The sequence below is a fragment of the Rhodococcus sp. WB9 genome (assembly GCF_007558985.1).
Taxonomy (GTDB): domain Bacteria; phylum Actinomycetota; class Actinomycetes; order Mycobacteriales; family Mycobacteriaceae; genus Rhodococcus_F; species Rhodococcus_F opacus.
The window spans coordinates 4948943-4973212 of the sequence record NZ_CP041769.1; the positions used below are offsets into that span (position 1 = coordinate 4948943).

20 protein-coding genes, 1 tRNA gene and 1 pseudogene are annotated in these 24270 nt (G+C 68.3%); 6 read left to right on the plus strand and 16 right to left on the minus strand.

The genetic code is table 11. The features are described from left to right. Positions 1 to 20 precede the first annotated feature (20 nt). Complete coding sequence (locus tag FND50_RS22960; protein WP_144287221.1) at positions 21 to 650, minus strand: ANTAR domain-containing response regulator; 630 nt, start codon at positions 648 to 650, stop codon at positions 21 to 23. A 100-nt stretch (positions 651 to 750) separates the two neighbouring features. On the opposite strand from FND50_RS22960, the gene FND50_RS22965 reads away from it, so the two are divergent. Continuing rightward, a tRNA-Leu gene (locus FND50_RS22965) sits at positions 751 to 824 on the plus strand. An 84-nt stretch (positions 825 to 908) separates the two neighbouring features. Here FND50_RS22965 and FND50_RS22970 read toward each other — a convergent pair. Then, entirely contained in the window at positions 909 to 1364 is a 456-nt protein-coding gene (locus tag FND50_RS22970) for a carboxymuconolactone decarboxylase family protein (protein ID WP_005260372.1), read from the minus strand. 97 nt (positions 1365 to 1461) lie between these two features. Here FND50_RS22970 and FND50_RS22975 point away from each other — a divergent pair. From FND50_RS22975 to FND50_RS22985, 3 genes and pseudogenes are all read left to right on the plus strand, one after another. Beyond that, a pseudogene (locus FND50_RS22975) lies at positions 1462 to 2336 on the plus strand (sigma-70 family RNA polymerase sigma factor). 105 nt (positions 2337 to 2441) lie between these two features. Then, positions 2442 to 2945, plus strand: coding sequence for an SRPBCC family protein (locus FND50_RS22980; RefSeq protein WP_005260370.1), 504 nt, complete (start codon positions 2442 to 2444; stop codon positions 2943 to 2945). Between the two features lie 24 nt (positions 2946 to 2969). Next, positions 2970 to 3995: a DUF4185 domain-containing protein gene (locus FND50_RS22985; protein WP_144287222.1), complete on the plus strand. Its 1026-nt coding sequence runs from the start codon at positions 2970 to 2972 to the stop codon at positions 3993 to 3995. A gap of 4 nt (positions 3996 to 3999) precedes the next feature. On the opposite strand, the gene FND50_RS22990 is transcribed toward FND50_RS22985, so the two are convergent. The 13 genes from FND50_RS22990 to FND50_RS23050 all read right to left on the minus strand — a co-directional run bounded on the left by FND50_RS22990 (position 4000) and on the right by FND50_RS23050 (position 22280). Further along, a complete protein-coding gene (locus FND50_RS22990; protein ID WP_005565500.1) occupies positions 4000 to 5787 on the minus strand; it encodes an ABC transporter ATP-binding protein/permease in 1788 nt (595 codons plus the stop codon). A 196-nt stretch (positions 5788 to 5983) separates the two neighbouring features. Then, positions 5984 to 6232 carry a hypothetical protein gene (locus tag FND50_RS22995; protein ID WP_005260364.1) on the minus strand — a complete coding sequence of 83 codons (249 nt, stop codon included), beginning with the start codon at positions 6230 to 6232 and terminating at the stop codon, positions 5984 to 5986. 105 nt (positions 6233 to 6337) lie between these two features. Continuing rightward, complete coding sequence (locus FND50_RS23000; protein ID WP_005260362.1) at positions 6338 to 7216, minus strand: acyl-CoA thioesterase II; 879 nt, start codon at positions 7214 to 7216, stop codon at positions 6338 to 6340. Then, a complete protein-coding gene (gene pyk / locus FND50_RS23005) occupies positions 7217 to 8635 on the minus strand; it encodes a pyruvate kinase (RefSeq protein WP_005260360.1) in 1419 nt (472 codons plus the stop codon). It lies immediately after the preceding gene. 37 nt (positions 8636 to 8672) lie between these two features. Then, entirely contained in the window at positions 8673 to 10175 is a 1503-nt protein-coding gene (locus tag FND50_RS23010) for a glutamate synthase subunit beta (protein WP_005260358.1), read from the minus strand. Continuing rightward, complete coding sequence (gene gltB, locus FND50_RS23015) at positions 10168 to 14751, minus strand: glutamate synthase large subunit (RefSeq protein ID WP_144287223.1); 4584 nt, start codon at positions 14749 to 14751, stop codon at positions 10168 to 10170. Before gltB ends, FND50_RS23010 begins: the two co-directional genes overlap by 8 nt. Positions 14752 to 15024: 273 nt before the next feature. Further along, positions 15025 to 15867 (minus strand): TM2 domain-containing protein, encoded by an 843-nt coding sequence (locus tag FND50_RS23020; RefSeq protein WP_144287224.1) that lies wholly within the window; start codon positions 15865 to 15867, stop codon positions 15025 to 15027. Beyond that, positions 15860 to 16918: a prolipoprotein diacylglyceryl transferase gene (gene lgt / locus FND50_RS23025; protein ID WP_144287225.1), complete on the minus strand. Its 1059-nt coding sequence runs from the start codon at positions 16916 to 16918 to the stop codon at positions 15860 to 15862. The genes FND50_RS23020 and lgt overlap by 8 nt, the downstream gene beginning before the upstream one ends. Beyond that, positions 16915 to 17718 (minus strand): tryptophan synthase subunit alpha, encoded by an 804-nt coding sequence (gene trpA, locus FND50_RS23030; protein ID WP_144287226.1) that lies wholly within the window; start codon positions 17716 to 17718, stop codon positions 16915 to 16917. Before trpA ends, lgt begins: the two co-directional genes overlap by 4 nt. Beyond that, positions 17715 to 19034 carry a tryptophan synthase subunit beta gene (gene trpB, locus FND50_RS23035; protein WP_005247488.1) on the minus strand — a complete coding sequence of 440 codons (1320 nt, stop codon included), beginning with the start codon at positions 19032 to 19034 and terminating at the stop codon, positions 17715 to 17717. The genes trpA and trpB overlap by 4 nt, the downstream gene beginning before the upstream one ends. 62 nt (positions 19035 to 19096) lie before the next feature. After that, a complete protein-coding gene (gene trpC / locus FND50_RS23040) occupies positions 19097 to 19906 on the minus strand; it encodes an indole-3-glycerol phosphate synthase TrpC (RefSeq protein WP_005260348.1) in 810 nt (269 codons plus the stop codon). 86 nt (positions 19907 to 19992) lie between these two features. Further along, a complete protein-coding gene (locus tag FND50_RS23045) occupies positions 19993 to 20697 on the minus strand; it encodes a TIGR02234 family membrane protein (protein WP_144287227.1) in 705 nt (234 codons plus the stop codon). Next, positions 20694 to 22280 carry an anthranilate synthase component I gene (locus FND50_RS23050; protein WP_039951282.1) on the minus strand — a complete coding sequence of 529 codons (1587 nt, stop codon included), beginning with the start codon at positions 22278 to 22280 and terminating at the stop codon, positions 20694 to 20696. The genes FND50_RS23045 and FND50_RS23050 overlap by 4 nt, the downstream gene beginning before the upstream one ends. A gap of 59 nt (positions 22281 to 22339) precedes the next feature. Between FND50_RS23050 and FND50_RS23055 the strand changes: the two genes are divergently transcribed. Then, the gene (locus tag FND50_RS23055; RefSeq protein WP_061698034.1) at positions 22340 to 22804 is read left to right on the plus strand and encodes a peroxiredoxin; all 465 of its coding nucleotides are present in this window, start codon (positions 22340 to 22342) and stop codon (positions 22802 to 22804) included. Here the strand turns inward: FND50_RS23055 and FND50_RS23060 are convergent. Then, the gene (locus FND50_RS23060; protein WP_144287228.1) at positions 22792 to 23571 is read right to left on the minus strand and encodes a dioxygenase; all 780 of its coding nucleotides are present in this window, start codon (positions 23569 to 23571) and stop codon (positions 22792 to 22794) included. The two genes, FND50_RS23055 and FND50_RS23060, sit on opposite strands and share 13 nt — an antisense overlap. 177 nt (positions 23572 to 23748) lie before the next feature. On the opposite strand from FND50_RS23060, the gene FND50_RS23065 reads away from it, so the two are divergent. Continuing rightward, positions 23749 to 24258 (plus strand): MarR family winged helix-turn-helix transcriptional regulator, encoded by a 510-nt coding sequence (locus FND50_RS23065; RefSeq protein WP_005260338.1) that lies wholly within the window; start codon positions 23749 to 23751, stop codon positions 24256 to 24258. The last annotated feature ends 12 nt before the right edge of the window (positions 24259 to 24270 follow it).

Below are 24270 nucleotides of genomic sequence, written 5' to 3' on the forward strand. Positions count from 1 at the left end.
GCTGTAGCCGATCTCGCGGGTCAGCTGGTGGGAGCTTCCCCACCGAGGGTCTCGAGTACCACCTGCGCGACCGCCTTCATGGTCGACCGCCGGTCCATCGCGGCCCGCTGGATCCACTTGAACGCCTCGGGCTCGGTCAGGGACTGCTTCTCCATCAACACACCCTTGGCCCGCTCGACGATCTTGCGGGTCTCCAGACGCTCGGACAGATCGGAGATCTCCCGCTCGAGCGCGGTCACTTCCCTGAACCGGCTGGCCGCCAACTCGACAGCGGGCACCAGGTCGGCTGTGGAGAACGGCTTGACGAGATAGGCCATCGCCCCGGCGTCGCGGGCCCGCTCCACCAGCTCGCGCTGACTGAACGCTGTGAGAATGACCACGGGCGCAATGCGTTTCGCCGCGATCTCCGAGGCCGCATCGATGCCGTCGCGACGGGGCATCTTCACGTCCATGATCACGAGGTCGGGTTTGAGCGCCACCGCCAGGTCGACGGCGGCCTGCCCGTCCCCCGCCTCACCGACCACGTCGTAGCCCTCTTCCCGCAACATCTCGACCAGATCGAGCCTGATCAGCGCCTCGTCCTCGGCCACCACGACCCGTCGCGGCTGCGACGGCACACCTTGCTGCTGGGGAGCGTTCATGGCCACCATTCTCCTCTGCTCGGACGACCCCGGCACGGGGAGCGAACGTTAGAAGGGTACCGGTGGTTGACTCCCGACGGCGATCTTCTACAGTGGTACAGCGCAACACGCCCTCGTATCCCAATTGGCAGAGGAAACGGATTCAAAACCCGTCCAGTGTGAGTTCGAGTCTCACCGAGGGCACTGCCAGGATTTCTCCGCGAATCGCAGGTCGGATACTTACTCCGACCTGCGATTCGCATCTCGTCCCCCGTTACGGTGTCCCCGTCACCACTGGCCGCCCGCGACCTGCCGGGTGGCGGCGTTGAGCCGGTTCCACAGGTTCACGGTGGCGATCGACAGGACCAGCGACGCGAGCGCCTGCTCGTCGTAGTGCCGGGCGGCCTCGTTCCACACGTCGTCGGGCACCGGATCCGGACGATCACTCAACCGGGTCATCGACTCGGCCAGCGCCAGGGCCGCGCGTTCGGCGTCGCTGAAGTACGGAGCCTCCCGCCACGCCGCCACCGCGAAGATCCGCTCGTTGGTCTCCCCTTCCTTCTCCAACTCACGCGAATGCATGTCCACGCACACGCTGCAGCCGTTGATCTGGCTCGACCGCAGATGGACGAGAGCGTGGGTCACCGGCGGCACGTCCGCGTTCGACGCAGCCTTTCCCAGCGCCAGCAGAGACTTCATGGCATCGGGAACGATCATCGCGGGGTTGGTCATCCGGGCTTTCACGATTGCCTGCCTCCAAAAGTATTCGGGTGATGCGATGTCACACCAGCTGATTTTCGTTCTCACTGACAAGACGAACCGCGACGGCAGAATGTGACAGATGACCGACAACGAAGTTCTGGCGCATCGCTTCGAGGAGAACCGGACGCACCTGTCGGCGGTCGCCTATCGGATGCTCGGCTCGATCAGCGAAGCGGAGGACGCCGTGCAGGAGGGCTGGCTCCGGCTCAGCCGTGCCGATACGTCGGATGTGGAGAACCTGCGTGGTTGGCTGACGACGGTCGTCGCCCGGGTATGCCTCGACATGCTCCGGTCACGGAAGACTCGCCGCGAGGAGCCCCTCGACGTCCATGTGCCGGATCCGAGCGTGAGTGAGCTGGACGGGGCCGGTCCCGAGAACGAGGCGGTGCTCGGCGACTCGGTCGGACTCGCGCTGGTGGTCGTTCTCGACACGCTGACACCCGCCGAGCGGCTCGCATTCGTGTTGCACGACATGTTCGCGCTGTCCTTCGACGAGATCGCCCCGGTCGCCGGACGCACCCCGCCGCGTCCCGTCAGCTCGCGAGCCGCGCGCGCCGCCGTGTCCAGGGGTCGGGGCCCGTTCCGGATACCGACCCGACCCGGCAGCGCGAGCTGGTCGAGGCGTTCATGGCCGCCTCGCGGGCCGGCCGGTTCGACGACCTCCTCGCCCTGCTCGACCCGGATATCGTCCTGCGGGCCGACGGCGGCGCTGACGGATCCTCTCTCGTGCGCGGAGCCCGCGCCGTCAGCGAGCAGGCCCTCACCTTCTCGCGCTTCGCTCCGTTCGCCCGGCTCGCCCTGGTGAACGGCGCCGCCGGAGTCGTGACCGCACCCGAGGGAAAGGCCATGTCGGTCATGGCCTTCACCGTCGCAGGTGGGAAGATCGCCCGGATCGACATCCTCGCCGACCGGCACCGCCTGCGGCGTCTCGGACTCTCTTCCGTAGGCGACTGACGACCCCGCAGGTAGCGGCGGTTTTTTGTGCCCGATCCTGGGGATCTGAGCCGTCCTGCCAGTACCATGGTGGGACAGGTACGCCCTCGAGCACGGAGGTCACCCATGGAGCTCGGCACCGTCACTTTCACCTACGACGGGCGGGTAGCCCTTCGATTCCAGCAAGCGCTCTCGCACTCGCCGGAGAAGGTGTGGCGTGTTCTCACCGACCCGCAGTACCTGAAGGCCTGGTTCCCCGCCGACGTCGAGTTCGACCTCACTCCGGGTGCCGAACTCGTCTTCCGTGTGACGCCGGAGCAGGTGCGCCGATTCGGATTGCCCGCAGATCAGACCACCACGGGGACGGTCATCTCGGTGCATCCCGCGCACATCCTCGAATACCTGTGGGACGCCGAAACCCTGCACTGGGAACTCGTCCCCGACGGCAGCGGAGGCTGCTGGCTGACGCTCACCCACACCGTGGAAGAAGAGGAATCCGCCTACGCCCACGCCGCCGGCTGGCACGCGGGACTCGAGGTGGTCGAAGCGCAATTGGACGGCCGCGAAGTCGACTGGTCCCCGTGGGATCGGGCCGACGAACTCGCGGCGTCGTACCGCAAGACGTCCTGACCACCGGATTCACCGACGGGAGGAGTGCGTATCCCGGACAGCACGACCACACCGGCAGCGACCTTCGTCAAGGAGGTCACCGGCGAGGCGACGCGGCGTTGGGGTGTGCACGGCACCGACCTCGGTTGTCCCGCACGCCTGGCCGACGGCAGAGTCGCGTTCTTCTTCGGCGACACGTTCTGCTCACGCGGCCGAAGCGGTAGGCGGTGGCGCAGCCCCGTGATGTTGCGCTCCACCACAACCGATCTCCGGGGCGGCATCGAGTTCGAATCCGCGGCCGGCGGCCGGACGGCGACGGAGATCCTGCCGAACGCGCACGACGTCCGCGAACTCCCCGACCGGGAATCTGCGGGCAGCGAGTTCACCGTCGTTCCCGCTGACGCCGTCACGATCGGTGACCGGACCTATCTGTCCGTCGTCAGTGTGCACTCGTGGAGGTCGCGTGCGTGGCCGACGAACTTCACGTATCTCGCCTGGTCCGACGACGGCGGCGAGAACTGGCACCGCTCACCCGCCCGCTGGGACAACCGCGGTGGGTCACTCGACCAGCTGTGGACCATGGAACGGCACGACGGCTACGTCTACGTCGTCTCGAGCGCGTTCGACCGCACCAATCCGGGTGGGATGATCCTCCGGCGGGTCCCCGAATCGCGCATCCTCGAGCCCGGTGCCTACGAGGACTGGGGCTGGGACCGCGGTACGGGGTGGGCGTGGGGACAGCCCGCGACCCCGATCCTGCCGGGCCCCGTCGGGGAGATGTGCCTGCGACGGATCGACGGCACCTGGGTCCTCGCGTACTTCGATCCCACCGCGTACGCGATCGTAACCCGCACCGCGGACCGGATCGACGGACTGTGGTCGGAACCGACCGTGCAGGTCGCCGGGGGCGACTGGGGAGCGGCGGACGGCACGTGGGCGCAGATCTACGGCGGATTCATCCACCCGGGGTCCACGTTGGGCGAGATGCATCTGCTTGTGTCGCAATGGAACACGACGACCGGCGACCCCTACCGCGTCCTGCAATTCACGACTCGACCGGCCGCCGGGTAGCTCGTCACCCCACGAGTTCCGACTCCGTCCACCGCCCCTCCCCTTCGAGTTCCACACCGCGGGAATGGAATTGATTGAGAGTACTGCGGTGGCCCACGCTCACCACGATGCTGTCCGGGAGTTCGGTCCTGAGCAGGGTGTAGAGCGTGTATTCGAGGCCCTCGTCGATGGCCGACGTGGCCTCGTCGAGGAAGATCACCGCGGGGCGTGCGATCAGCACCCGCGCGAACGCGAGACGCTGCTGCTCACCCGGCGACAGGATCCGCGTCCAGTCGGCGGTCTCGTCGAGCCGATCCCCCAGATTACCGAGCGACACCTTCGACAGCGCGTCGCGCACGATGTCGTCGGACGCCGTCGGCTCTTTCGGGTACGCCAGCGCGGTCCGCAGCGAACCGAGCGGAAGGTACGGCCGCTGGGACAGGAAGATGGCCTCCCCCGCGGGCCGCGACACCGTGCCGTCGGCGTACGGCCACAGATCGGCGAGCGTGCGGAGCAGGGTGGTCTTTCCCGAGCCCGACGGACCCTTGACCAGCAACGACTGCCCGGGGGTCACGGTGAGCTCGAGGCCCTCGATGAGGGTCTGCCCCGTCGGGATGCGCACGTCCAGCTTCTCGACCTGGAGGTCGTCGCCCGACTTGCCGGTCTTCAGGATCGGAAGTTCGGCGGCATGCTGGTTGTCGTTTGCCAGACCGTTGAGTCGGATGAGGGTGGCGCGGAAACTCGCGAAGTCGGCGTACGACTCACGGAAGAAGGACAGGGAGTCGTGGACCTGGCCGAACGCCTGCGACGTCTGCATCACGTCACCGAGCGACACCTGACCGGTGAACAGTCGCGGACCCTGCACGAGGAACGGGAAGATGACGGCCGTCTGGTTGACGGTGAGGTTCCATCCGCTGAACTTCAACGTCCGGAAAACGATCTGCCACATGTTCCGGATGACGTCCGCGAACCGTCCGGCGAGTGTGCGGCGCTCGACGTTCTCGCCGCGGTAGAACGCGATGCTCTCACCGTACTCCCGCACCCGGATCAGCGCGTAGCGGAAGTTGGCGCCCAGTTTCTCGTTGAGGAAGTTCAGCTTGATGAGCGGCTTGCCGATCCAGAACGCCACCACCGTGGTGACCAGCACGTAGATGTAGACGAGGAAGATCATCGCCCGCGAGATCTCGACGCCGAACACCGTCATCGGGCCCGACAGATCCCACAGGATTCCCGTGAACGACACGATCGACAGCACGGCGGTCACCGCGCCCATCGACAGCGAGCGGGACGTGGTCACGAAGTTGGTGATGTCGGCCTGGACGCGCTGGTCCGGGTTGTCGATCGCGTCGTCCAGGAACCGGTCACGGTAGTAGGCGCGGCTGTCGAGCCAGTCGTCGACGAGATGGTGGTTGAGCCACGTCCGCCAGTCGATGTCGAGGGTCTGCCCGATCAGGTACTCGATCAGGGCCCGCACCACGTGGACCGTCGCCAGAAGGGCGAATACGCGGAGGAAGTGCCAGAACGCCGATTCGTCCAGATTCTGGATCGAATCGTAGAAGTCGTTGTACCAGTAGGAGAACAGCACCGTCATCCGCACCGCGAAGACCGTCGACAGCAGCAACACCGCCAGGATGGTCAACGGCTTGAGGCTGCGCCGCGGATTGAAGTACGGCGCGGCGAAGCGCCAGAACTGCCTTCCCCATTTGGTGAACCGCGCGAGCAGTATCACTACGACGACGAACGCGACGACAGTCATGACGTAGGCCTTGAGCAGCCACATTGCGCTGTCCCAGACGACGTTGTTCCAGTCCACGACCCATATCCCCGATCACGAGGTGAAACTCACCAGAAAAGATGGCGAAGTCTAACCCCGGACCTCGGTCGTCGGCGAGAGATACGCGCAGGACACGCGTCGATCCGCACACACACGTCGCCCGATGTCCCATTTGGGTGGTTTCGCCGCACGGGTGGGACACCGGGCAGGGAGAACGGGCCCCGTCGGCGGGAGTCTACGAATCCTTCTCGGGCTCAGGCTTTTTCAGGTTGCCCTCGTCGTCGACGTAATCGTCGAAGGCGGTACCCGACACCGTGCCGTCGGAGCCGGGCAGGACGACCGTCTCGCGGGCGCCCGGCTCGTAGCGGGCGTCGATCTCCTCCACCTTCTTCTTGGCTTCGGCAAGCGCCTCGTCGTCGGGAAGGGGCACTTCGGTCTCGGCCTGCCGGCCGGAGTTCTTCTGCTCGGGTGCGTCTGCGCTCATTGTGCACGTCCGTTCCGTTTCGGAGATTCCAGACCGACCATACGCCGCAGCCACCAGTTGAACTACCGTTCAAAACCGTTCGGTGGCAAAGGAATGACGGGGCCGCTACTTCCGCGGCGGGAAGTGGCGGATGAGACCTTCCTGGACGACGGTGGCCAGCAACTCGCCCTCGAGGGAGAAGAACCGCCCCGTCGCGAGGCCGCGGGAGCCCGCGGCGACCGGCGACTCGGTGGCGTAGAGCGTCCAGTCGTCGAACCGGAACGGCCGGTGGAACCAGATGGAATGGTTGACGGTGGCCGCGACGATCCGGTCCAGCCCCCACGACAATCCGTGGGTGGTGATGATGGAATCCAGGACCGTGGTGTCCGACGAGTAGCCCATCACGGCCACGTGTATCAGCGGGTCGTCCGGAAGATCGCCGTCCGATTTCATCCAGACCCGGTTGTGGGTGAGCTTCTCCCCGGTGCCCTTCATGATCCAGGACGGGTCGTTCGCGTAACGCATGTCGATCGGTTTGAGGGCGTCGACGAACATCTTCAGCCGATCCTCGTAACCCAGGAAGTGGTCGCCCAGCGGCGGCAGCGTGTCCGGGAACGGGACGTCGGGCACCTCGACCGCATGCTCGAGACCCTTGCCCCAGTCCTGGAACGCCGCCAGCATGACGAACAGTTCCTCACCGTTCTGCAGCGCCGTGACCTGACGGTTCGCGAATGCCCGGCCGTCGCGGTGCCGCTCGACGCGGTATTCGATGGGTTCCTTGACGTCGCCGCCGCGGATGAAGTGGGCGTTGATCGCGTGCACGGCGCGCTCGCCGCTCACGGTGCGGCCGGCGGCGACCAGTGCCTGGGAAATCAACTGGCCGCCGAACGTCCGGCTCCCCACCTGCGCGGGATGCCGACCTCGGTACGTGTCCTCGCCGGTCCTCTCGAGATCGAGAAGTTCGAGCAGGGTCTGGAGATCGGTCTTCGCCGCGACTTCGCTCACCTAGTGGTCCTCTTCGCCGATTCTGTGGACGTGGATCAGGTTGGTCGAGCCTACGGTGCCGGGCGGCGACCCGGCCACGATGACCACCAGTTCCCCCTTCTGGTACCGGCCCAACCCGAGCAGCGCGTGGTCGACCTGCCGCACCATGGCGTCGGTGCTCTCGACCGGGTCGACGATGAACGTCTCGGTGCCCCACGTCAGCGACAACTGGCTGCGCACCTCCGGCAACGGGGTGAACGCCAGCAACGGCAGCGGAGTGTGCAGCCGCGCCAGGCGGCGCACCGTGTCCCCGGACTGGGTGAACGCGACCAGCGCCTTCGCGTCGAGGCGCTCCCCGATGTCGCGGGCGGCGTACGAGATGACACCCCGCTTGGTGCGCGGCACATGCGTCAGCGGCGGCACCTGGGTGGACTCGTTCTCCACCGCCTCGACGATCCGCGCCATCGTGCGCACCGTCTCCATCACGTACTTACCGACCGACGTCTCACCGGACAGCATCACCGCGTCCGCACCGTCGAGGACCGCGTTCGCGACGTCGGACGCCTCGGCGCGGGTGGGCCGCGAGTTCTCGATCATCGACTCGAGCATCTGGGTGGCCACGATGACCGGCTTCGCGTTCTCCCGGGCGATCTGGATCGCCCGCTTCTGCACCAGCGGCACCTGCTCGAGCGGCAACTCCACACCCAGGTCACCGCGGGCGACCATCACCGCGTCGAACGCCAGCACGATCGCCTCGAGGTTGTCGATCGCCTCCGGCTTCTCGAGCTTCGCGATCACCGGGATCCGGCGACCGACCCGATCCATCACGGCGTGAACCAGTTCCACATCGGCCGGCGACCGCACGAACGACAGCGCGATGAAGTCGACGCCGAGACCGAGCGCGAACTCGAGGTCGGCGATGTCCTTCTCCGACAGCGCCGGGACCGACACGTTCATCCCCGGCAGGGACACACCCTTGTTGTTGCTGACCGGGCCACCCTCGGTGACCCGGCAGATCACGTCGTTGCCCTCCACACCGGAGACGACGAGACCGACCTTGCCGTCGTCGACGAGCAGCCGGTCGCCGGGCTTGGCGTCCTCGGCGAGCTGCTTGTACGTGGTCGACACCCGGTCGTGGGTGCCGTCGACGTCGTCGACGGTGATCCGCACTTCCTCACCGTTGGCCCATGTGGTGCGACCCTCGGCGAACCGGCCGAGCCGGATCTTCGGGCCCTGGAGGTCGGCGAGGACACCGACCGCCTTGCCCGTCGCGTCCGAGGCGGCCCGGACGCGTTTGTAGTTCTCCTCGTGGTCGGCGTGTTCGCCGTGGCTGAAATTCAGCCGCGCCACGTCCATACCGCTTTCGACGAGCTCGCGAATACGGTCACCGGTGGCGGTAGCAGGTCCAAGTGTGCATACGATCTTCGTGCGTCGGTTCACGGCCTCGAGCCTAGTCGTCCCGCGCGCCCTTCTCCATTTAGACGACTGCCAGCGGGAGCGCCGTCGGATGCACCGGCGACGGGAGGTCCGACGCCCCGGTCAGATACACGTCGACGGCGTGCGCCGCGGACCTGCCCTCCGCGATCGCCCACACCACGAGCGACGCGCCGCGGTGCGCGTCCCCGCAGACGAAGACCCCGGGTGCGGTGGTCTGCCAATCCGGTCCGCAGGAGAGCGATCCGCGCCGGGTGGGCGACAGCCCGTAGTCGTCGAGCAGCGGTCCGAGATCGACACCCTCGAATCCGATCGCGAAAAGCGCCAGTTCGCACGGCAATTCGATCTCCTCGCCGACCGGCGTGATGATGCGTGTGCCGTCCTCGCGGGTGACCCGGACCTCGGCGAGGACCATGGATCGGACGTTCCCGTTCTCGTCACCGAGGAAGCGTTGCACCGCGACCTGATACCGGCGGACACCGCCCTCGGCGTGCGCGGGCGACGTGCGCAGCACCATCGGCCACGCCGGCCACGGCGTCGCGGCCTCGTCCCGTTCCGTCGGCAACTCCGGGTTGTAGTCCAGCTGGGTCACCGACAGCGCGCCCTGGCGGTGCGCCGTTCCGAGGCAGTCGGCGCCGGTGTCGCCGCCACCGATGATGACGACGTGCTTGCCCTTGGCGGTGATCGTCGCGGGACCGTCACCCTCGCATTCCTTGTTCGAGGTGACGAGGTGTTCCATCGCGAGGTGGATCCCGTTCAGCTCCCGGCCTTCGACGGTCGTGTTGTCACGGCCCCGGAGCGCACCGATCGCGAGCACGACGGCGTCGAAGTTCTCGCGCATCTGCTCCACGGTGAGGTCGACTCCGACCTCACAATCGGTGACGAAGTGCGTTCCCTCGGCGCGCATCTGCATCAAGCGCTGATCGAGGATCGCCTTCTCCATCTTGAATTCCGGGATGCCGTACCGCAGCAGTCCCCCGAGCCGGTCGTCGCGCTCGTAGACGGTGACGTCGTGCCCCGCCCGGGTCAGCTGCTGTGCCGCCGCGAGACCGGCCGGCCCGGAACCGACCACCGCGACCTTGCGGCCCGTGGCGATCATCGGTGGCTTGGGCACCACCGTGCCGGACTCCCACGCGACGTCGGCGATGGCCTGTTCGATCCGCTTGATGGTGACGCTGCCGGTCGTGTGGGTGTCGGCGAGGGCGAGCACACACGCCGACTCGCACGGCGCCGGACACACCCGCCCCGTGAACTCCGGGAAGTTGTTCGTGGCATGCAGGCGCTCACTGGCCGCCGACCAGCGGCCGCGCCGCACCAGGTCGTTCCACTCCGGGATCAGGTTGCCCAGCGGGCAGCCCGCACTTCCCGAGTGGCAGAACGGGATTCCGCAGTCCATACACCGTGCGGCCTGCTCGGACACCTCGGCGGCCCGCTCCGCCGGACTCTGCGGTGCGTACACCTCGTGCCAGTCGTGCACCCGCTCCGCGACCGGACGCTTGCGCGCCTCCTTCTTCACGATGTGCAGAAAGCCCTGCGGATCAGCCACGTGCCGCCTCCATGATCGCAGTGTCGACGTCGAGTCCCTCGGCCTTGGCGATCCGGGTCGCGTCCAGCACCCGCTGGTAGTCCACCGGCATCACCTTGGTGAACAACGCGGAGCGCCGGGGCCAGTCGGCGAGCACCGACGCCGCCACCGCGGAACCGGTCCACCGGTGGTGCCGGGTGACCGCGCCGCACAACCAGTCGAGGTCGTCCGGGTCGGGTTGCAGGAGCTTCACCATCGCCGGGTTCACGTCCTCGGGGTCGAGGTCGAGGACGTAGGCGATGCCGCCGGACATACCGGCCGCCATGTTCCGGCCGGTCGGTCCGAGGATCACGACCCGTCCGCCCGTCATGTACTCGCAGGCGTGGTCACCGACGCCCTCCACGACGGCCGACGCACCGGAGTTGCGCACCGAGAAGCGTTCGCCGACGCGGCCCCGGAGATACAGCTCGCCCGAGGTGGCGCCGTAGAGCAGGGTGTTGCCCGCGATCACCTGGGTTTCGGGGACGAACAGGACGTCGTCGGCGGGACGGACCACGATCCGCCCGCCCGACAATCCCTTGCCGACGTAGTCGTTGGCGTCACCGGTCAGGTCGATGGTGATGCCCGGCGGCAGGAACGCGCCGAGCGACTGTCCCGCCGAACCCGTGAACGTGAGCCGGATCGTGTCGTCCGGCAGCCCGGCGGCGCCGTACCGGCGGGTGACCTCCGCACCGAGCAGCGTGCCGACGGTCCGGTTGACGTTGCGCACCGGCATCTCGATCTCCACGGCGTGCGCATCCTCGAGGGCACCCTCGGCCAGCTGGATGAGCGTCCGGTCCAGCGCCCGGTCCAGTCCGTGGTCCTGATCGCGGTCCCGGCGCCGCTGCGGCAGCGGGGCCCCGTCCGGCCCGGTGGGCACGGCGAAGATCGGGGTGAGGTCGAGTCCGCGATTCTTCCAGTGCGCGATCCCCTGCGCGGTCTCGAGGACATCCGCGTGACCGACGGCCTCCTCGATGCTTCGGAACCCCAGGTCCGCCAGGTACTGGCGCACGTCCTCGGCGACGAAGCGGAAGAACTCCTCCACGAACTCCGGTTTGCCGGTATACCGCTTGCGCAGCTCCGGGTTCTGGGTGGCGACGCCGACCGGGCAGGTGTCGAGGTGGCAGACCCGCATCATGATGCAACCCGCCACGATCAGCGGGGCCGTCGAGAACCCGAACTCCTCCGCACCCAGGAGCGCCGCGACCACGACGTCCCGCGCGGTACGCATCCCGCCGTCGCATTGGACGGTGATGCGGTCGCGGAGACCGTTGAGCACGAGTGTCTGCTGGGCGTCGGCCAGCCCGATCTCCCACGGCGCCCCGGCATGCTTCATCGACGTCAGCGGGGTGGCGCCGGTTCCGCCGTCGTTCCCGGAGATCAGGACCACGTCGGCGTGCGCCTTGCTGACGCCGGCGGCCACCGTTCCCACACCCACCGAGCTGACCAGCTTCACGTGGACCCGGGCCCGGTCGTTGGCGTTCTTCAGGTCGTGGATCAGCTGGGCGAGATCCTCGATCGAATAGATGTCGTGGTGCGGCGGCGGCGAGATCAGCCCGACCCCCGGCGTCGAGTGCCGGGTCTCCGCGACCCACGGGTACACCTTGTACGCCGGCAACTGGCCGCCCTCACCGGGCTTCGCGCCCTGCGCCATCTTGATCTGGATGTCGCTGGCGTTGATCAGGTAGTCGCTGGTGACACCGAACCGCCCGCTCGCCACCTGCTTGACGGCGCTGCGGCGGGACGGATCGTAGAGGCGGTCGACGTTCTCGCCGCCCTCGCCCGTATTGGAGCGTCCGCCGAGATTGTTCATCGCGACGGCCATCGTCTCGTGAGCCTCGGCGGAGATCGAGCCGTAACTCATCGCGCCGGTGTTGAACCGGGTGACGATCCGCTCGACCGGTTCCACCTCGTCCAGCGGAACCGGCGGGCGCACCCCCTCGCGGAACGTGAACAGGCCGCGCAGTGCGCCACCGGCCTCGGCCAGGCGGTTCACCTCCTCGCTGTACTTCGCGAACACCGCGTGCTGACCGGTGCGGGTGGCGTGCTGCAGCAGGAACACCGTCTCCGGGGTGAACAGGTGTAGTTCGCCGTCGCGGCGGAACTGGTACTCGCCGCCGTCCTCGAGCCGCCGGTGGGCGAACTCGGCCGGGTTGTCCGGGTACGCCTGCCGGTGACGGACGGTGACCTCGCGGGCGATCTCGTCGAGACCGGCGCCGCCCAGCTTGCTGACGGTGCCCGTGAAGTACTCGTGGACGAGGTCGCGGTCCAGGCCGATCGCCTCGAACACCTGCGCCGCGGTGTACGAGCCGACGGTGGAGATGCCCATCTTCGACATCACCTTGAGCACACCCTTGCCGAGAGCGGTGAGATAGTTCCGCACGGCGATCGTGTGCTCGACACCGGTGAGTTCGCCCTCGGACACGAGGTCCTCGATCGACTCCATCGCGAGGTACGGGTTGACGGCCGCGGCCCCGTACCCGATGAGCAGCGCCAGGTGGTGGACCTCGCGGGCGTCACCGGATTCGACGACCAGCGCCACCTTGGTGCGTTCCTTGGTCCGCACCAGGTGATGGTGCACCGCGGCGACCGCGAGCAGCGACGGGATCGGCGCGCGGGTGTGGTCGGAGTCGCGGTCCGAGATCACCAGCGTCCGGTAGCCGTCCGCGATCGCGGCGCTCGCCTGAGCCCGCAATTCCTCGATCGCCTCGGCCATCCCCGCACCGCCGCGCTCCACATCGTACAGCGCGCGCAGCACCGCCGCGGCCAGCCCCGGATGGTTGCCGTCCGCGTTGACGTTGATGATCTTGTTCAGCTCTTCGTTGTCGAGCACCGGCCACGGCAGCACGATCTGCCTGCACGACGCCGCGGTCGGCTCGAGCAGGTTCTGCTCCGGTCCCATGACCCGCGACAGCGACGTCACGATCTCTTCACGGATCGCGTCGAGCGGCGGGTTCGTGACCTGCGCGAACAGTTCGACGAAGTAGTCGTAGAGCAGCCGCGAACGCTGCGACATGACGGCGATCGGGGTGTCCGTCCCCATCGAGCCGAGGGGCTCGCCGCCGGACGCGGCCATCGGCGCGAGCAGGATCCGCAGATCCTCCTCGGTGTACCCGAACGCCACCTGCCGTCGCACCACCGACTCGTGGTTGTGCTGCGCGTGCGGGCGATCCGGCAGCGTCTTCAGTTCGAGCAGACCGGCGTACAGCCACTCGGCGTACGGCTGCTCCGCCGCGAGCCGCATCTTGATCTCCTCGTCGGGCACGATCCGGCCCTCGGACGTGTCGACCAGGAACATCTGCCCCGGTTCGAGGCGGCCCTTCGCCACGACCTCCGCCTGCGGGACGTCGAGGACACCGCTCTCGCTCGCGAGGACCACCCGCCCGTCGACGGTCTGCCACCAGCGTCCCGGACGCAGGCCGTTGCGGTCCAGCACGGCGCCGACCACGGTCCCGTCGGTGAACGTCACGCACGCCGGTCCGTCCCACGCCTCCATCAGCGACGCGTGGAACTGGTAGAACGCCCGACGGTCGGGGCACATCGACGTGTCGTTCTCCCACGCCTCCGGCACCATCATCATCACCGCGTGTGCCACGCTGCGGCCGGCGAGGTGCAGCAATTCGAGGACCTCGTCGAACGACGCCGAATCCGACGCGTCGGGGGTGCAGATCGGATACAACCTGCGCAGGTCGCCCGGGATCACCGAACTCGACAGCAACGCCTCGCGGGCGCGCATCCGGTTCCGGTTGCCGCGGACCGTGTTGATCTCACCGTTGTGCGCGACGAACCGGAACGGATGCGCGAGCGGCCAGGACGGGAACGTGTTGGTCGAGAACCGGCTGTGCACGATCGCGATCGCACTCGCCATCCGCGGGTCGCGCAGGTCCGGGAAGTACCGGGACAGCTGGGACGTGGTCAGCATTCCCTTGTAGACGACGGTCCGGCTCGACAGGGACGGGAAGTACACGCCGCTGCCCTCGGACTCGACCTCGGGAGTGACCTGCTCGGCCCGCTTACGCAGCGCGTAGACCAGGCGGTCGAGTGCCAGCCCGCCGGGCCGGATCCCGCCGACGGCGGGCGCGGTGACGAACAACTGGCTCATGTACGGTGCGCAGGCCCGGGCCGTGGAGCCGACGTCCGCGCCGTCCGGATCGACGGGCACCCGACGCCAGCCGAGGATCTCGAGCCCCTCCTCGGCCGCGAGGTCGGACACGCGTCGTTGCGCGGCCGCCCGTGCCTGCGCGTCCTGCGGGAGGAAGCAGATTCCCGCCGCGTACGTGCTGCCGCCGTCCTCGAGCGGCGCCGGGAGATCGAAGTCGACGACGTCCCCGAAAAATTCGGTGGGGAGCTGGAGGAGGATGCCGGCGCCGTCGCCGCTGTTCGGTTCCGATCCTGCCGCACCGCGGTGCTCGAGATTCTCGAGTGCGAGGAGTCCGTCGGAGACGATGGAGTGTGAGCGGCGGCCGTGCACGTCCGCGACCATGGCGACGCCGCAGGAATCGACTTCCTGGTCCGGGTCGTACAAGCCCTGGGGACCGGGCAACTGAGAGAACAGCACCGATATACCTCCACATCGGCCAGGAAGACCACCAGTGTGCGCTCCGCACGCGCTGTCGGCGGCCTCCGCTAGCGGGGTCGCCACGACGGGCGCTAACTGCTTTTCGGGGGTCTACCGGGACAGCATCGGCCCGTGAAGGTTGTAACCGGACATACATCCGGCGCGCTCAGCTTACCAGGACCGATACCTCGCAAGATATGCCGAATCCGGCCCCGGAAAGCGCTGTGGCCCGTGTCGCATCAGCAACACGGGCCACAGTTCGGTCGGGGATCGTCACTGCTCCCGCAGGGGTCGACCGTACTTGTCCTTCACGCTCCCTGTCAGCATCATGATGCCGTCGACCAGCGGCCAGATTCCGCCGATTCCACAGGTGAGCCACGTGACGGCGATCTGCGCCACGGCGATGCCGGGCTGGTTCAGGTAGAACCGTCCGACTCCGAAACCGCCGAGGAAGATCTGCAGCAGGCCGGCGGTCAGCTTGGACTTGTCGGAGTAGGGCTCACCCGTCAGTGGATGCCTGCCGAACGGCGCCGACGGGTCGGCGTACGCGTTGTAACCGGCGGGGGCGTATCCGGGCGGCGGGAATCCCTGCTGGGGGTAACCCTGCTGCTGTCCGTACCCCGGCTGCTGGTGTCCGGGCTGCTGGTAGTCCTGGGACGACTGCGGAGCCGCCCCGTACTGCGCGCCGTAGTTGGGGTCGGGTGCGCCGTAGGTGGGACCGTCCGGTTGCTGCTGGGGCCTCTCGTACCCGGTGTACGGCGCGGTCGGCGAAGTCGGCTCGCCCACGTTCGGGAACGGGGCCGTCGGCTCGGTGCCGCTCGGCGACGGGTAGGTGGGGGTGGACCCCCAGCCCGGGCCGTTACCGACACCGGAGTAGGTGTCCCAGCCCGGTCCGGTGCCGGATGAACCCGGTGACGGCGTCGCGTCCGACGTGGCCGGCGGCTGGGACAGCGAGGCCTCGGCGGTGGCGTCGTAATCGAAGGGTGAGCCGAACTCGGGCAGGCTCGACTCGGTGCTGTTCTCGGTGCCGTCGCTGCTCTTACCCAGGTCGACCTTGTGTGCGTCCTCGGATGCACCCTTGCCGGAATCGTCGGATGCTTTCCCCGGTTCAGTCATTCGCGTCATCCTTCTTGCTGTCGATGGTCTTCGTGCCCGCTTCGCCGCCGGTACCCGCAGTACTCGCGGCCTTGTCGTCCGATACCGGCTCCGACGCGGGCGCGTCCTCGTCCGTGCCCTCGTCCCCGACGTTCTTCGCGGGCTCCTTCTCCGTGGTCTCGCTGTCGACCGGTTCGCCGTCGGCAGGCCGCAATTCGGCCGGGTCCTCACGGCCCTTCGTGGCGGCGAAGAAGTACACCAAGGCCGCGACGAACACCAGGGCGGAGGTGAACGAGTTCACGCGGACACCGGCGATGAGGCTCGCGTGGTCGCTGCGCATCAGTTCGATCCAGAAGCGGCCGGCGCAATATCCGGCCACGTACAGGGCGAAGAGGCGGCCGTGACCGATGCGGAAGCGGCGATCGACCCACACGAGCAGGAGAACGATCAGCACGTTCCACAGCGCCTCGTACAGGAACGTCGGATGCACCACGAACGCGACCTCGCCGGTGGACACCCCGTCGATCAGCTGCGGTGACACCTGGCCCACGTCGTTGCGGCGCTCGAAGATCTCGAGCCCCCACGGCACGTCGGTCTCGCGACCGTAGAGTTCCTGGTTGAAGTAGTTTCCGAGCCTGCCGATCGCCTGCGCCAGCAGGATTGCGGGCGCGACCGCGTCGCCGAGCGCAGGCAGCGGGATGCCGCGGCGACGACAACCGATCCAGGCGCCGACGCCGCCGAGCGCCACGGCGCCCCAGATGCCGAGGCCGCCCTGCCACACCTTCAGGGCGTCGACGGGGTCGCCGCCCTCCCCGAAGTACGTCGGCCAGTCGGTCATCACGTGGTAGAGACGGCCGCCGATCAGGCCGAACGGCACCGCCCAGATGGCGATGTCGAGGACGGTGCCCTTCTCGCCGCCGCGGGCGACCCAGCGACGGTCACCCCACACGATCGCGACGACGATCCCGACGATGATGAACAGCGCGTACGCGCGCAGGGCCACCGGTCCGACATACCAGACGCCTTGGGGGGGACTCGGAATGTAGGCCAGTACGTCCACAGTGGAAGTCACGACGCCACGGTAGCGGAGCGAACGCCCTCGGCGAGTTCCTTCGTGAGCGAGCGCACCGCGTCCAGACCGCTCTCCGCGGCCGTGACCAGCGCAGATCCGACGATGACCGCGTCGGCGTACGCGGCGATCTCGGCGGCCTGCGTGCCGGAGCGGACACCCAGTCCGACACCCACCGGGATGTCCGAGTGGGCGCGGATGCGGGCCGTCAGCTCGGGTGCCATCGACGACACCGCGTCACGGGCTCCGGTGACACCCATCGTGGACGCGGCATACACGAAGCCGCTGCTGGCGTCGAGGGTCATCGCGAGGCGTTCCTCGGTCGACGACGGCGCCACCAGGAAGATCCGGTCGAGGTCGTGTTCGTTCGACGCGGCGATCCACTCGCCGGCCTCCTCGGGGATCAGGTTGGGCGTGATCAGACCGAGGCCGCCCGCGCTCGCCAGGTCGCGGGAGAACTTGTCGACCCCGTACTGCAGGACCGGATTCCAGTACGTCATCACGACGGCCTTGCCTCCGACGGAGGCGATCGCCTCGACGACGGTGAACACGTCACGCACCCGGACACCGTTCCGCAGCGCCGTCTCGGCCGCCGCCTGGATGGTGGGCCCGTCCATCACCGGGTCGGAGTAGGCGATGCCGACCTCGACGATGTCGCAACCGGATTCGACCATCGCCTTGAATACGTCGATGGACTCCTGCACGGTGGGGAAACCGGCCGGGAGGTACCCGACGAGCGCGGCGCGCTTCTCCTCGCGGCACTGCGCGAACGTCGGGGCGAGGCGCGAGAGTCGTTCGCTCACTTGGCCGAACCTTCCTTGTCAGTCGTGGTGGTCTCGGTCGAATCGTCGGGATCGAACAGTCCGAACCACTTGGCGGCCGTGTCCATGTCCTTGTCGCCGCGCCCGGACAGGCTGATGACGATGATCGCGCCCTCCCCCAGTTCGCGGCCCAGTCGCAGCGACCCGGCAACGGCGTGCGCGGACTCGATGGCCGGGATGATGCCCTCCCGCTCGGACAGCAGACGCAGCGCGTCCATGGCCTCCGTGTCGGTGACCGGCTCGTAGGTAGCGCGGCCGATGTCCTTGAGGAGCGCGTGCTCCGGTCCGACACCGGGGTAGTCGAGGCCCGCGGAGATCGAGTGCGACTCGATGGTCTGGCCGTCCTCGTCCTGCAACAGGTACGAGTACGCGCCCTGGAACGCGCCCGGGGTGCCCGCCGCGAACGTGGCGGCGTGCCGCCCGGTCTCGACGCCGTCACCGGCGGCCTCGTAGCCGACGAGCCGAACGGCCGGGTCGTCGAGGAACGCGTGGAAGATGCCGATGGCATTGGAACCGCCGCCGACGCACGCCGTCACCGCGTCGGGTAGCCGGCCCGTCAGCGCCTGCACCTGGGCACGCGCCTCCAGACCGACGACGCGCTGGAAGTCGCGGACGATGGTCGGGAACGGGTGCGGCCCGGCAGCGGTGCCGAAGCAGTAGTACGTGTTGTGGGCGTTGGTGACCCAGTCGCGCAGCGCCTCGTTGATGGCGTCCTTCAGGGTCCTCGACCCCGACTCGACCGACACCACCGAGGAGCCCAGCAACCGCATGCGGGCGACGTTCAGCGCCTGCCGCTCGGTGTCGACGGCACCCATGTAGATGACGCATTCGAGGCCGAGGAGCGCGCAGGCGGTGGCGGTGGCGACACCGTGCTGGCCGGCGCCGGTCTCCGCGATGATGCGGGTCTTGCCCATGCGCTTGGCGAGCAGCACCTGACCGAGCACGTTGTTGATCTTGTGCGAGCCGGTGTGGTTGAGGTCTTCGCGCTTGAGGATGAGCCGAGCCCCACCGGCGAACTCGCTCATCCGTTTCGCCTCGAAGATCGGGGACGGACGGCCGGTGTAGTCGCGCTGGAGACGATCGAGTTCGTTCAGGAACGCGTCGTCGGCGCGGGCCTTCTCGTACTCGGCGGTGACCTCCTCGATCACTGCCATCAGGGCCTCGGGCACGTGCCGTCCGCCGTACACGCCGAAGTGTCCTCCGGCGTCGGGGTCGTGCGTCGTGCGCTCGGCGATTCCGGCGCTGGCAGTCGGCAGATTGCCACCCTTGAAGACGGTTTCCTGATTACGTGAAGTCACAGGTCCAGTCTGCCCCAACGCCGGGTTCCGCCGCCGTCCGGGTCAGTTCCTCCGGCGCAACGTCAGCGTGACGGCTTGGGGCAGGACGGGTGAGCGCCGGCGTTGACCAGATCGGCCACCGCCTTGCGCGGATCCCCGCTGGTGACGAGGCCTTCGCCGACCAGCACCGCGTCGGCTCCCGCACCGGCGTAGGCCAGCAGGTCGGCCGTGCCGCGCACACCGGACTCGGCGATCTTGATGGTCTCGGTGGGCAGCCCGGGAGCGATCTCGCCGAACGTGTTCTTGTCGACCTCGAGCGTCTTGAGATTGCGGGCGTTGACACCGATGACCTTGGCGCCCGCCTCGAGCGCACGGTTGGCCTCTTCCTCGGTGTGGACCTCGACGAGGGCCGTCATGCCCAGCGACTCGGTGCGGTCGATCAGCGACGCGAGCGCGTCCTGCTCGAGGGCGGCGACGATCAGCAGTACGACGTCGGCGCCGTGCGCGCGGGCCTCGTGGATCTGATACGGCCCGACGATGAAGTCCTTGCGGAGGATCGGGATGCTCACCGCGCGGCGGACGGCGTCGAGGTCCGCGAGGGATCCCTGGAACCGGCGCTCCTCGGTGAGCACGCTGATCACCCGGGCGCCACCGGCCTGGTAGGCGGCGGCCAACTCGGCGGGATCGGTGATGTCGGCGAGCGCGCCCTTCGAGGGGCTGGCCCGCTTGACCTCGGCGATGACTCCGATGCCCGGCTCGAGCAGGGCGGCCGCGGCATCGAGGGCCGGCGGTGCGGCAGCGGCGGCAGCCTTGACTGCGGCGAAGTCAAGGACGGCTTCGCGGGCGGCGACGTCGGCGCGCACCCCGTCGAGAATCGAGTCGAGAACGGTCATCGTGGCCCGAGTCCTTTCTGGGCAGAAACCCGATGTGAGGAACATCATCAGGGGTGAAGTCAGCCTAGATGGCACTCTGATTCTGTTTACGTTCGGGTCCCCGGGTCTTTGTCCGGTCCGTCAACTTGGTCGACAGGTTCGGCTTTCTTGTCTTCCACCGTGGGGTCCTCCCCCGCGTCCAGGGCGTCCCAGAGCATGCGCTGGGTGACGGGCCCCTCGGCGGAATCGGTGCCGGCCTTCTTCGCCGCGTCCCGACGCGCACCGGGGCTGTCGTACTTGGAAGAGAGCCCGGCCCGCACCCGCGGACGGCGGACGAGTTCCACCGCGGCGGCAAGCGCCGCCAGGGCGCCCACCAGCGCGAGAACGGAGGGACCGACGTGCACGGACACCAACTGGACCTCGGCACGGCCCGGCAACTCGGCCAGCCGGCCCGCGTCGTCGTCGGAAGCACCCGAGACGATCAACCCCACCGCGGGGACCGCGGCCGCGACGGCCACGACCGCGACGAGGACACCGAGCACCCGCAGCGCCCAGCCCTTCACGGCGAACGACGCGGCGATCGCGGCGACCAGGGTCAGCGCCAGCGGCGTGAGCGCCGCGGCCCACGTGCCGCCGACGAGCGCCGACGTGCGCTCCTCACCGAGTCCGTCGGAGGAGGTGACCTCCACCCACGTCATCCGGGAGGCACCCCACAGGCACACCGCGGCGACCGCGAGCAGCAGCACCGAGATCATCGACCGGCGACGTCCCGCCTGCCCGGGTTCCCGAGCCGTCTCCGACGCGTCACTCACTGCGTGTCGCCTCCCAGGGTCCGGAGCGTGTGTGCCGCCGCGATCGCGCTGAGCACCGCCATCGCCTTGTTCCGCGCCTCGGTGTCCTCGTACTCGGGGTTCGAGTCGGCGACGACACCCGCACCTGCCTGGACGTACCCGATGCCGTCCTTGATCAGCGCGGTCCGGATCGCGATGGCGGTGTCGGCGTCGCCGGCGAAGTCGAGGTACCCGATGATGCCGCCGTAGATGCCCCGGCGCGTGGGTTCGAGTTCCTCGATCAGCTGCATCGCCCGGACCTTCGGCGCGCCCGACAGGGTGCCGGCCGGGAAGCACGCGGTGACGGCGTCCAGGGCATGCTTGCCGTCCGCGAGGTGACCCGTGACGGTGGAGACGAGATGCATCACGTGGCTGTACCGCTCGATGTGGCGGTAGTCGTGGACCTTCACCGTGCCCGGTTCGCACACGCGCCCGAGGTCGTTGCGGCCCAGATCCACGAGCATCAGGTGCTCCGCGTTCTCCTTCTCGTCGGCGAGCAGGTCCTTCTCGAGCAGGATGTCCTCCTCCTCGGTGTGCCCGCGCCAGCGGGTTCCCGCGATCGGGTGCGTGGTGGCGACGCCTTCCGACACGGTCACCAGGGCCTCCGGGCTCGAACCGACGATGGAGAACGCCGTTTCGCCGTCGCCGTTCGGCACGTTGAGCAGGTACATGTACGGGCTGGGGTTGGAGGCGCGCAGCATCCGGTAGACGTCGATCGGGTCCGCGGTGCAGTCGATCTCGAAGCGCTGCGACAGCACGACCTGGAAGGCCTCGCCCGCCTCGATGTCTCCCACGAGCTTCTGCACGTCCGCGCCGAAACCCTCGGTGGTGCGCTGACGCCGGTAGTCGGGTGCGGGCTTCGCGAACGTGGACACGGTCGACGACGCCGGGGCCGACAGGGCGTGCGTCATCCGGTCCAGCCGCTCGACCGCGGAGTCGTAGGCCTCGTCGACGCGTTCGTCGGTGCCGTCCCAGTTGACCGCGTTGGCGATCAGGGTGATGGCGCCCTCGTGGTGGTCGACAGCCGCGAGGTCCGTCGCCAGCAACATGACCATCTCGGGGATCTGCAGATCGTCGGTGGCGTGCTCGCCGATTCGCTCGATCCGGCGTACCGCGTCGTATCCGAGGAACCCGACCATGCCACCGGTCAGCGGCGGCAGGTCGGGCAGCCGCTCGCTGCGGAGCAGTTCCAGCGTCTGGCCGAGGGCCGCGATCGGATCGCCGCCGGACGGTGCGCCCGCGGGAACGTTGCCGTACCACGCGGCCTCGCCGTCGACGACCGTGAGCGCAGCGGGACTGCCCGCGCCGATGAACGACCACCGCGACCACGATCGGCCGTTCTCCGCCGACTCGAGCAGGAAGGTCCCCGGCCGGTTCGCCGCCAGCTTGGTGTACGCCGACAGCGGAGTTTCCGCGTCAGCCAACACCTTGCGCGTCACCGGGACCACCCGGTGTTCGGCGGCGAGAGCGTGGAACTGCTCGCGCGTGGTGGTCGAGTCGGACCCGCCGTCGGCCGGGGTGGCGGCGGACTCGGGTGCGGGAATCGTGGTGGGCTCGCCGTGCATGCCGACCATCATCCCAGGCGCACTCGTCGTGTCTGCGTGCGCGGGTAGCCTCGGCTGTCATGAAGCCAGGTCAGCTCGCACCGGAATTCACCCTGCCCGATCAGGACGGCATCGCGCGATCGCTGTCGAGCCTTCTCGAGGACGGCCCTCTGGTGCTGTTCTTCTACCCTGCGGCGTCGACGCCGGTGTGCACCGCCGAGGCCTGCCATTTCCGTGACCTCGGAGTCGAGTTCTCCGCAGTGGGCGCGTCCCGCGCCGGGATCTCCACCGACGCCGTGGAGAAGCAGGCGTCGTTCGCGCAGGCGCAGTCGTTCGACTACCCACTGCTGTCGGACGCCGACGGAGCCGTCGCGGAGAAGTTCGGTGTCCGCCGCGGACTGCTCGGCAAGCTCGCCCCGGTCAAGCGGTCGACGTTCGTCATCGACACCGACCGCACCGTGCTCGAGGTCATCTCGAGCGAGTTCCGCGCCAACACGCACGGCGACCAGGCGCTAGCCTTCCTCCGGACGCGTCAGTCCACCTGAATCGACCGTTTGGCCAGCCCCATCCAGAAGCCGTCGATGACCTGCCGAGGGATCTGCTCGGGATCGCTCGAGGCGCCCAGCGTGACGAACAGCGGCGCGAAGTGCTCGATCGTCGGGTGGGCGTACGGCATGCCCGGCGCGAGCGAGCGGAAGTCGATGAGCGAATCGACGTCGCCCGCGGCGAGACGCTCGTCCGCCCAGGCGTCGAACTCCGACGACCAGCCGGGCGCCTTCGCGTCGGGTGACGGGTCGCGCAGGAACGGCAGCCCGTGGGTGGTGAATCCGGAACCGACGATCAGGACACCCTGCTCGCGCAGGGGACGCAGCCGCTCACCGAGGTGCAGCAGTCGTTGCGGGTCGAGCGTGGGTAGCGAGATCTGCAGGACCGGGATGTCGGCGTCGGGGTACATGACAGTCAACGGAACGTAGGCGCCGTGGTCGAGGCCGCGGTGCGGCTGATGCGACACGGCCTCGTCGTCGGGCATCAGGGCCACGACCTGCGCCGCGAGTTCGGGGGCGCCGGGCGACTCGTACGTGGTCCGGTAGAAGCGTTCGGGGAAGCCACCGAAGTCGTAGACGAGGGGGGTGCCGGTGGTGGTGGACCCGATCGTGAGCGGCGCCGATTCCCAGTGCGCCGACACCATGAGGATGGCCTTCGGCCGCGGCAGGTCGCCTGCCCACTTCGCCAGCTGCGACACCCACAGTTCGCTGTCCACCAGCGGAGGCGCACCATGACTGAGGAACAGTGCGGGCATGGTGGCGGTCATCGCGACTCCTTCGGATCGAGATCCAACATCGAGGCTCAATGTTGAACCTTCAAGTTACTATAGGAGTCAACGCGTGGGCCCGGCAACTATTCCCCACGCACGGTCCGGCCCACGACGTGCTAACTATGTTGAACACGTTGCACGCGTGGATCGACGTACAGATGGAGGACACCACTGATGAGTGGTAACGACGAGGGCACGCCGGCAGAGCCCGGCACCCGATGGCTCGACGCCGAGCAGCAGGAGGCCTGGCTCACCCTCATCGCCCTGGTCACCCGGCTCCCCGCCGCACTGGACACCCAGCTCCAACGCGACTCGGCACTCACCCACTTCGAGTACTTCGTCCTCGCCTCGCTCTCCGGCGAGGCGAACCGGCGCCTGCAGCTGTCCCTGCTCGCCCAGCGCGCCAACGCGTCCCTGTCCCGGCTGTCCCACGTCATCACCAAGATGGAAAAAGCCGGCTGGGTTCGCCGCGAGAGCATCCGCGGCAGCCGCGGCTCCGACGCCGTCCTCACAGACGAGGGCATGGCCAAGGTCGTCGAAGCCGCGCCTCCGCACGTCGAATCCGTCCGGTCCCTGATCTTCGACGGACTGTCCGCCGACCAGGTCCGTCAGCTGTCCGAACTGTCCGGCGCCATGCTCACCCAACTCGACAAGAGCATCGCATCGGGAACCGGCAGAGCCTGACAGCACTCACCC

Excerpts from the sequence above, each read along its gene's own strand:
- FND50_RS22995 (WP_005260364.1), bottom strand. The coding sequence starts at position 6,232 with ATGAGCGCAGACGCACCCGAGCAGAAGAACTCCGGCCGGCAGGCCGAG.
- FND50_RS23020 (WP_144287224.1), bottom strand. The coding sequence starts at position 15,867 with ATGACTGAACCGGGGAAAGCATCCGACGATTCCGGCAAGGGTGCATCC.
- FND50_RS23060 (WP_144287228.1), bottom strand. The coding sequence starts at position 23,571 with ATGACCGCCACCATGCCCGCACTGTTCCTCAGTCATGGTGCGCCTCCG.
- FND50_RS22960 (WP_144287221.1), bottom strand. The coding sequence starts at position 650 with ATGGTGGCCATGAACGCTCCCCAGCAGCAAGGTGTGCCGTCGCAGCCG.
- FND50_RS23065 (WP_005260338.1), top strand. The coding sequence starts at position 23,749 with ATGAGTGGTAACGACGAGGGCACGCCGGCAGAGCCCGGCACCCGATGG.
- FND50_RS23055 (WP_061698034.1), top strand. The coding sequence starts at position 22,340 with ATGAAGCCAGGTCAGCTCGCACCGGAATTCACCCTGCCCGATCAGGAC.
- FND50_RS23050 (WP_039951282.1), bottom strand. The coding sequence starts at position 22,280 with ATGCACGGCGAGCCCACCACGATTCCCGCACCCGAGTCCGCCGCCACC.
- trpC (WP_005260348.1), bottom strand. The coding sequence starts at position 19,906 with ATGACCGTTCTCGACTCGATTCTCGACGGGGTGCGCGCCGACGTCGCC.
- FND50_RS22980 (WP_005260370.1), top strand. The coding sequence starts at position 2,442 with ATGGAGCTCGGCACCGTCACTTTCACCTACGACGGGCGGGTAGCCCTT.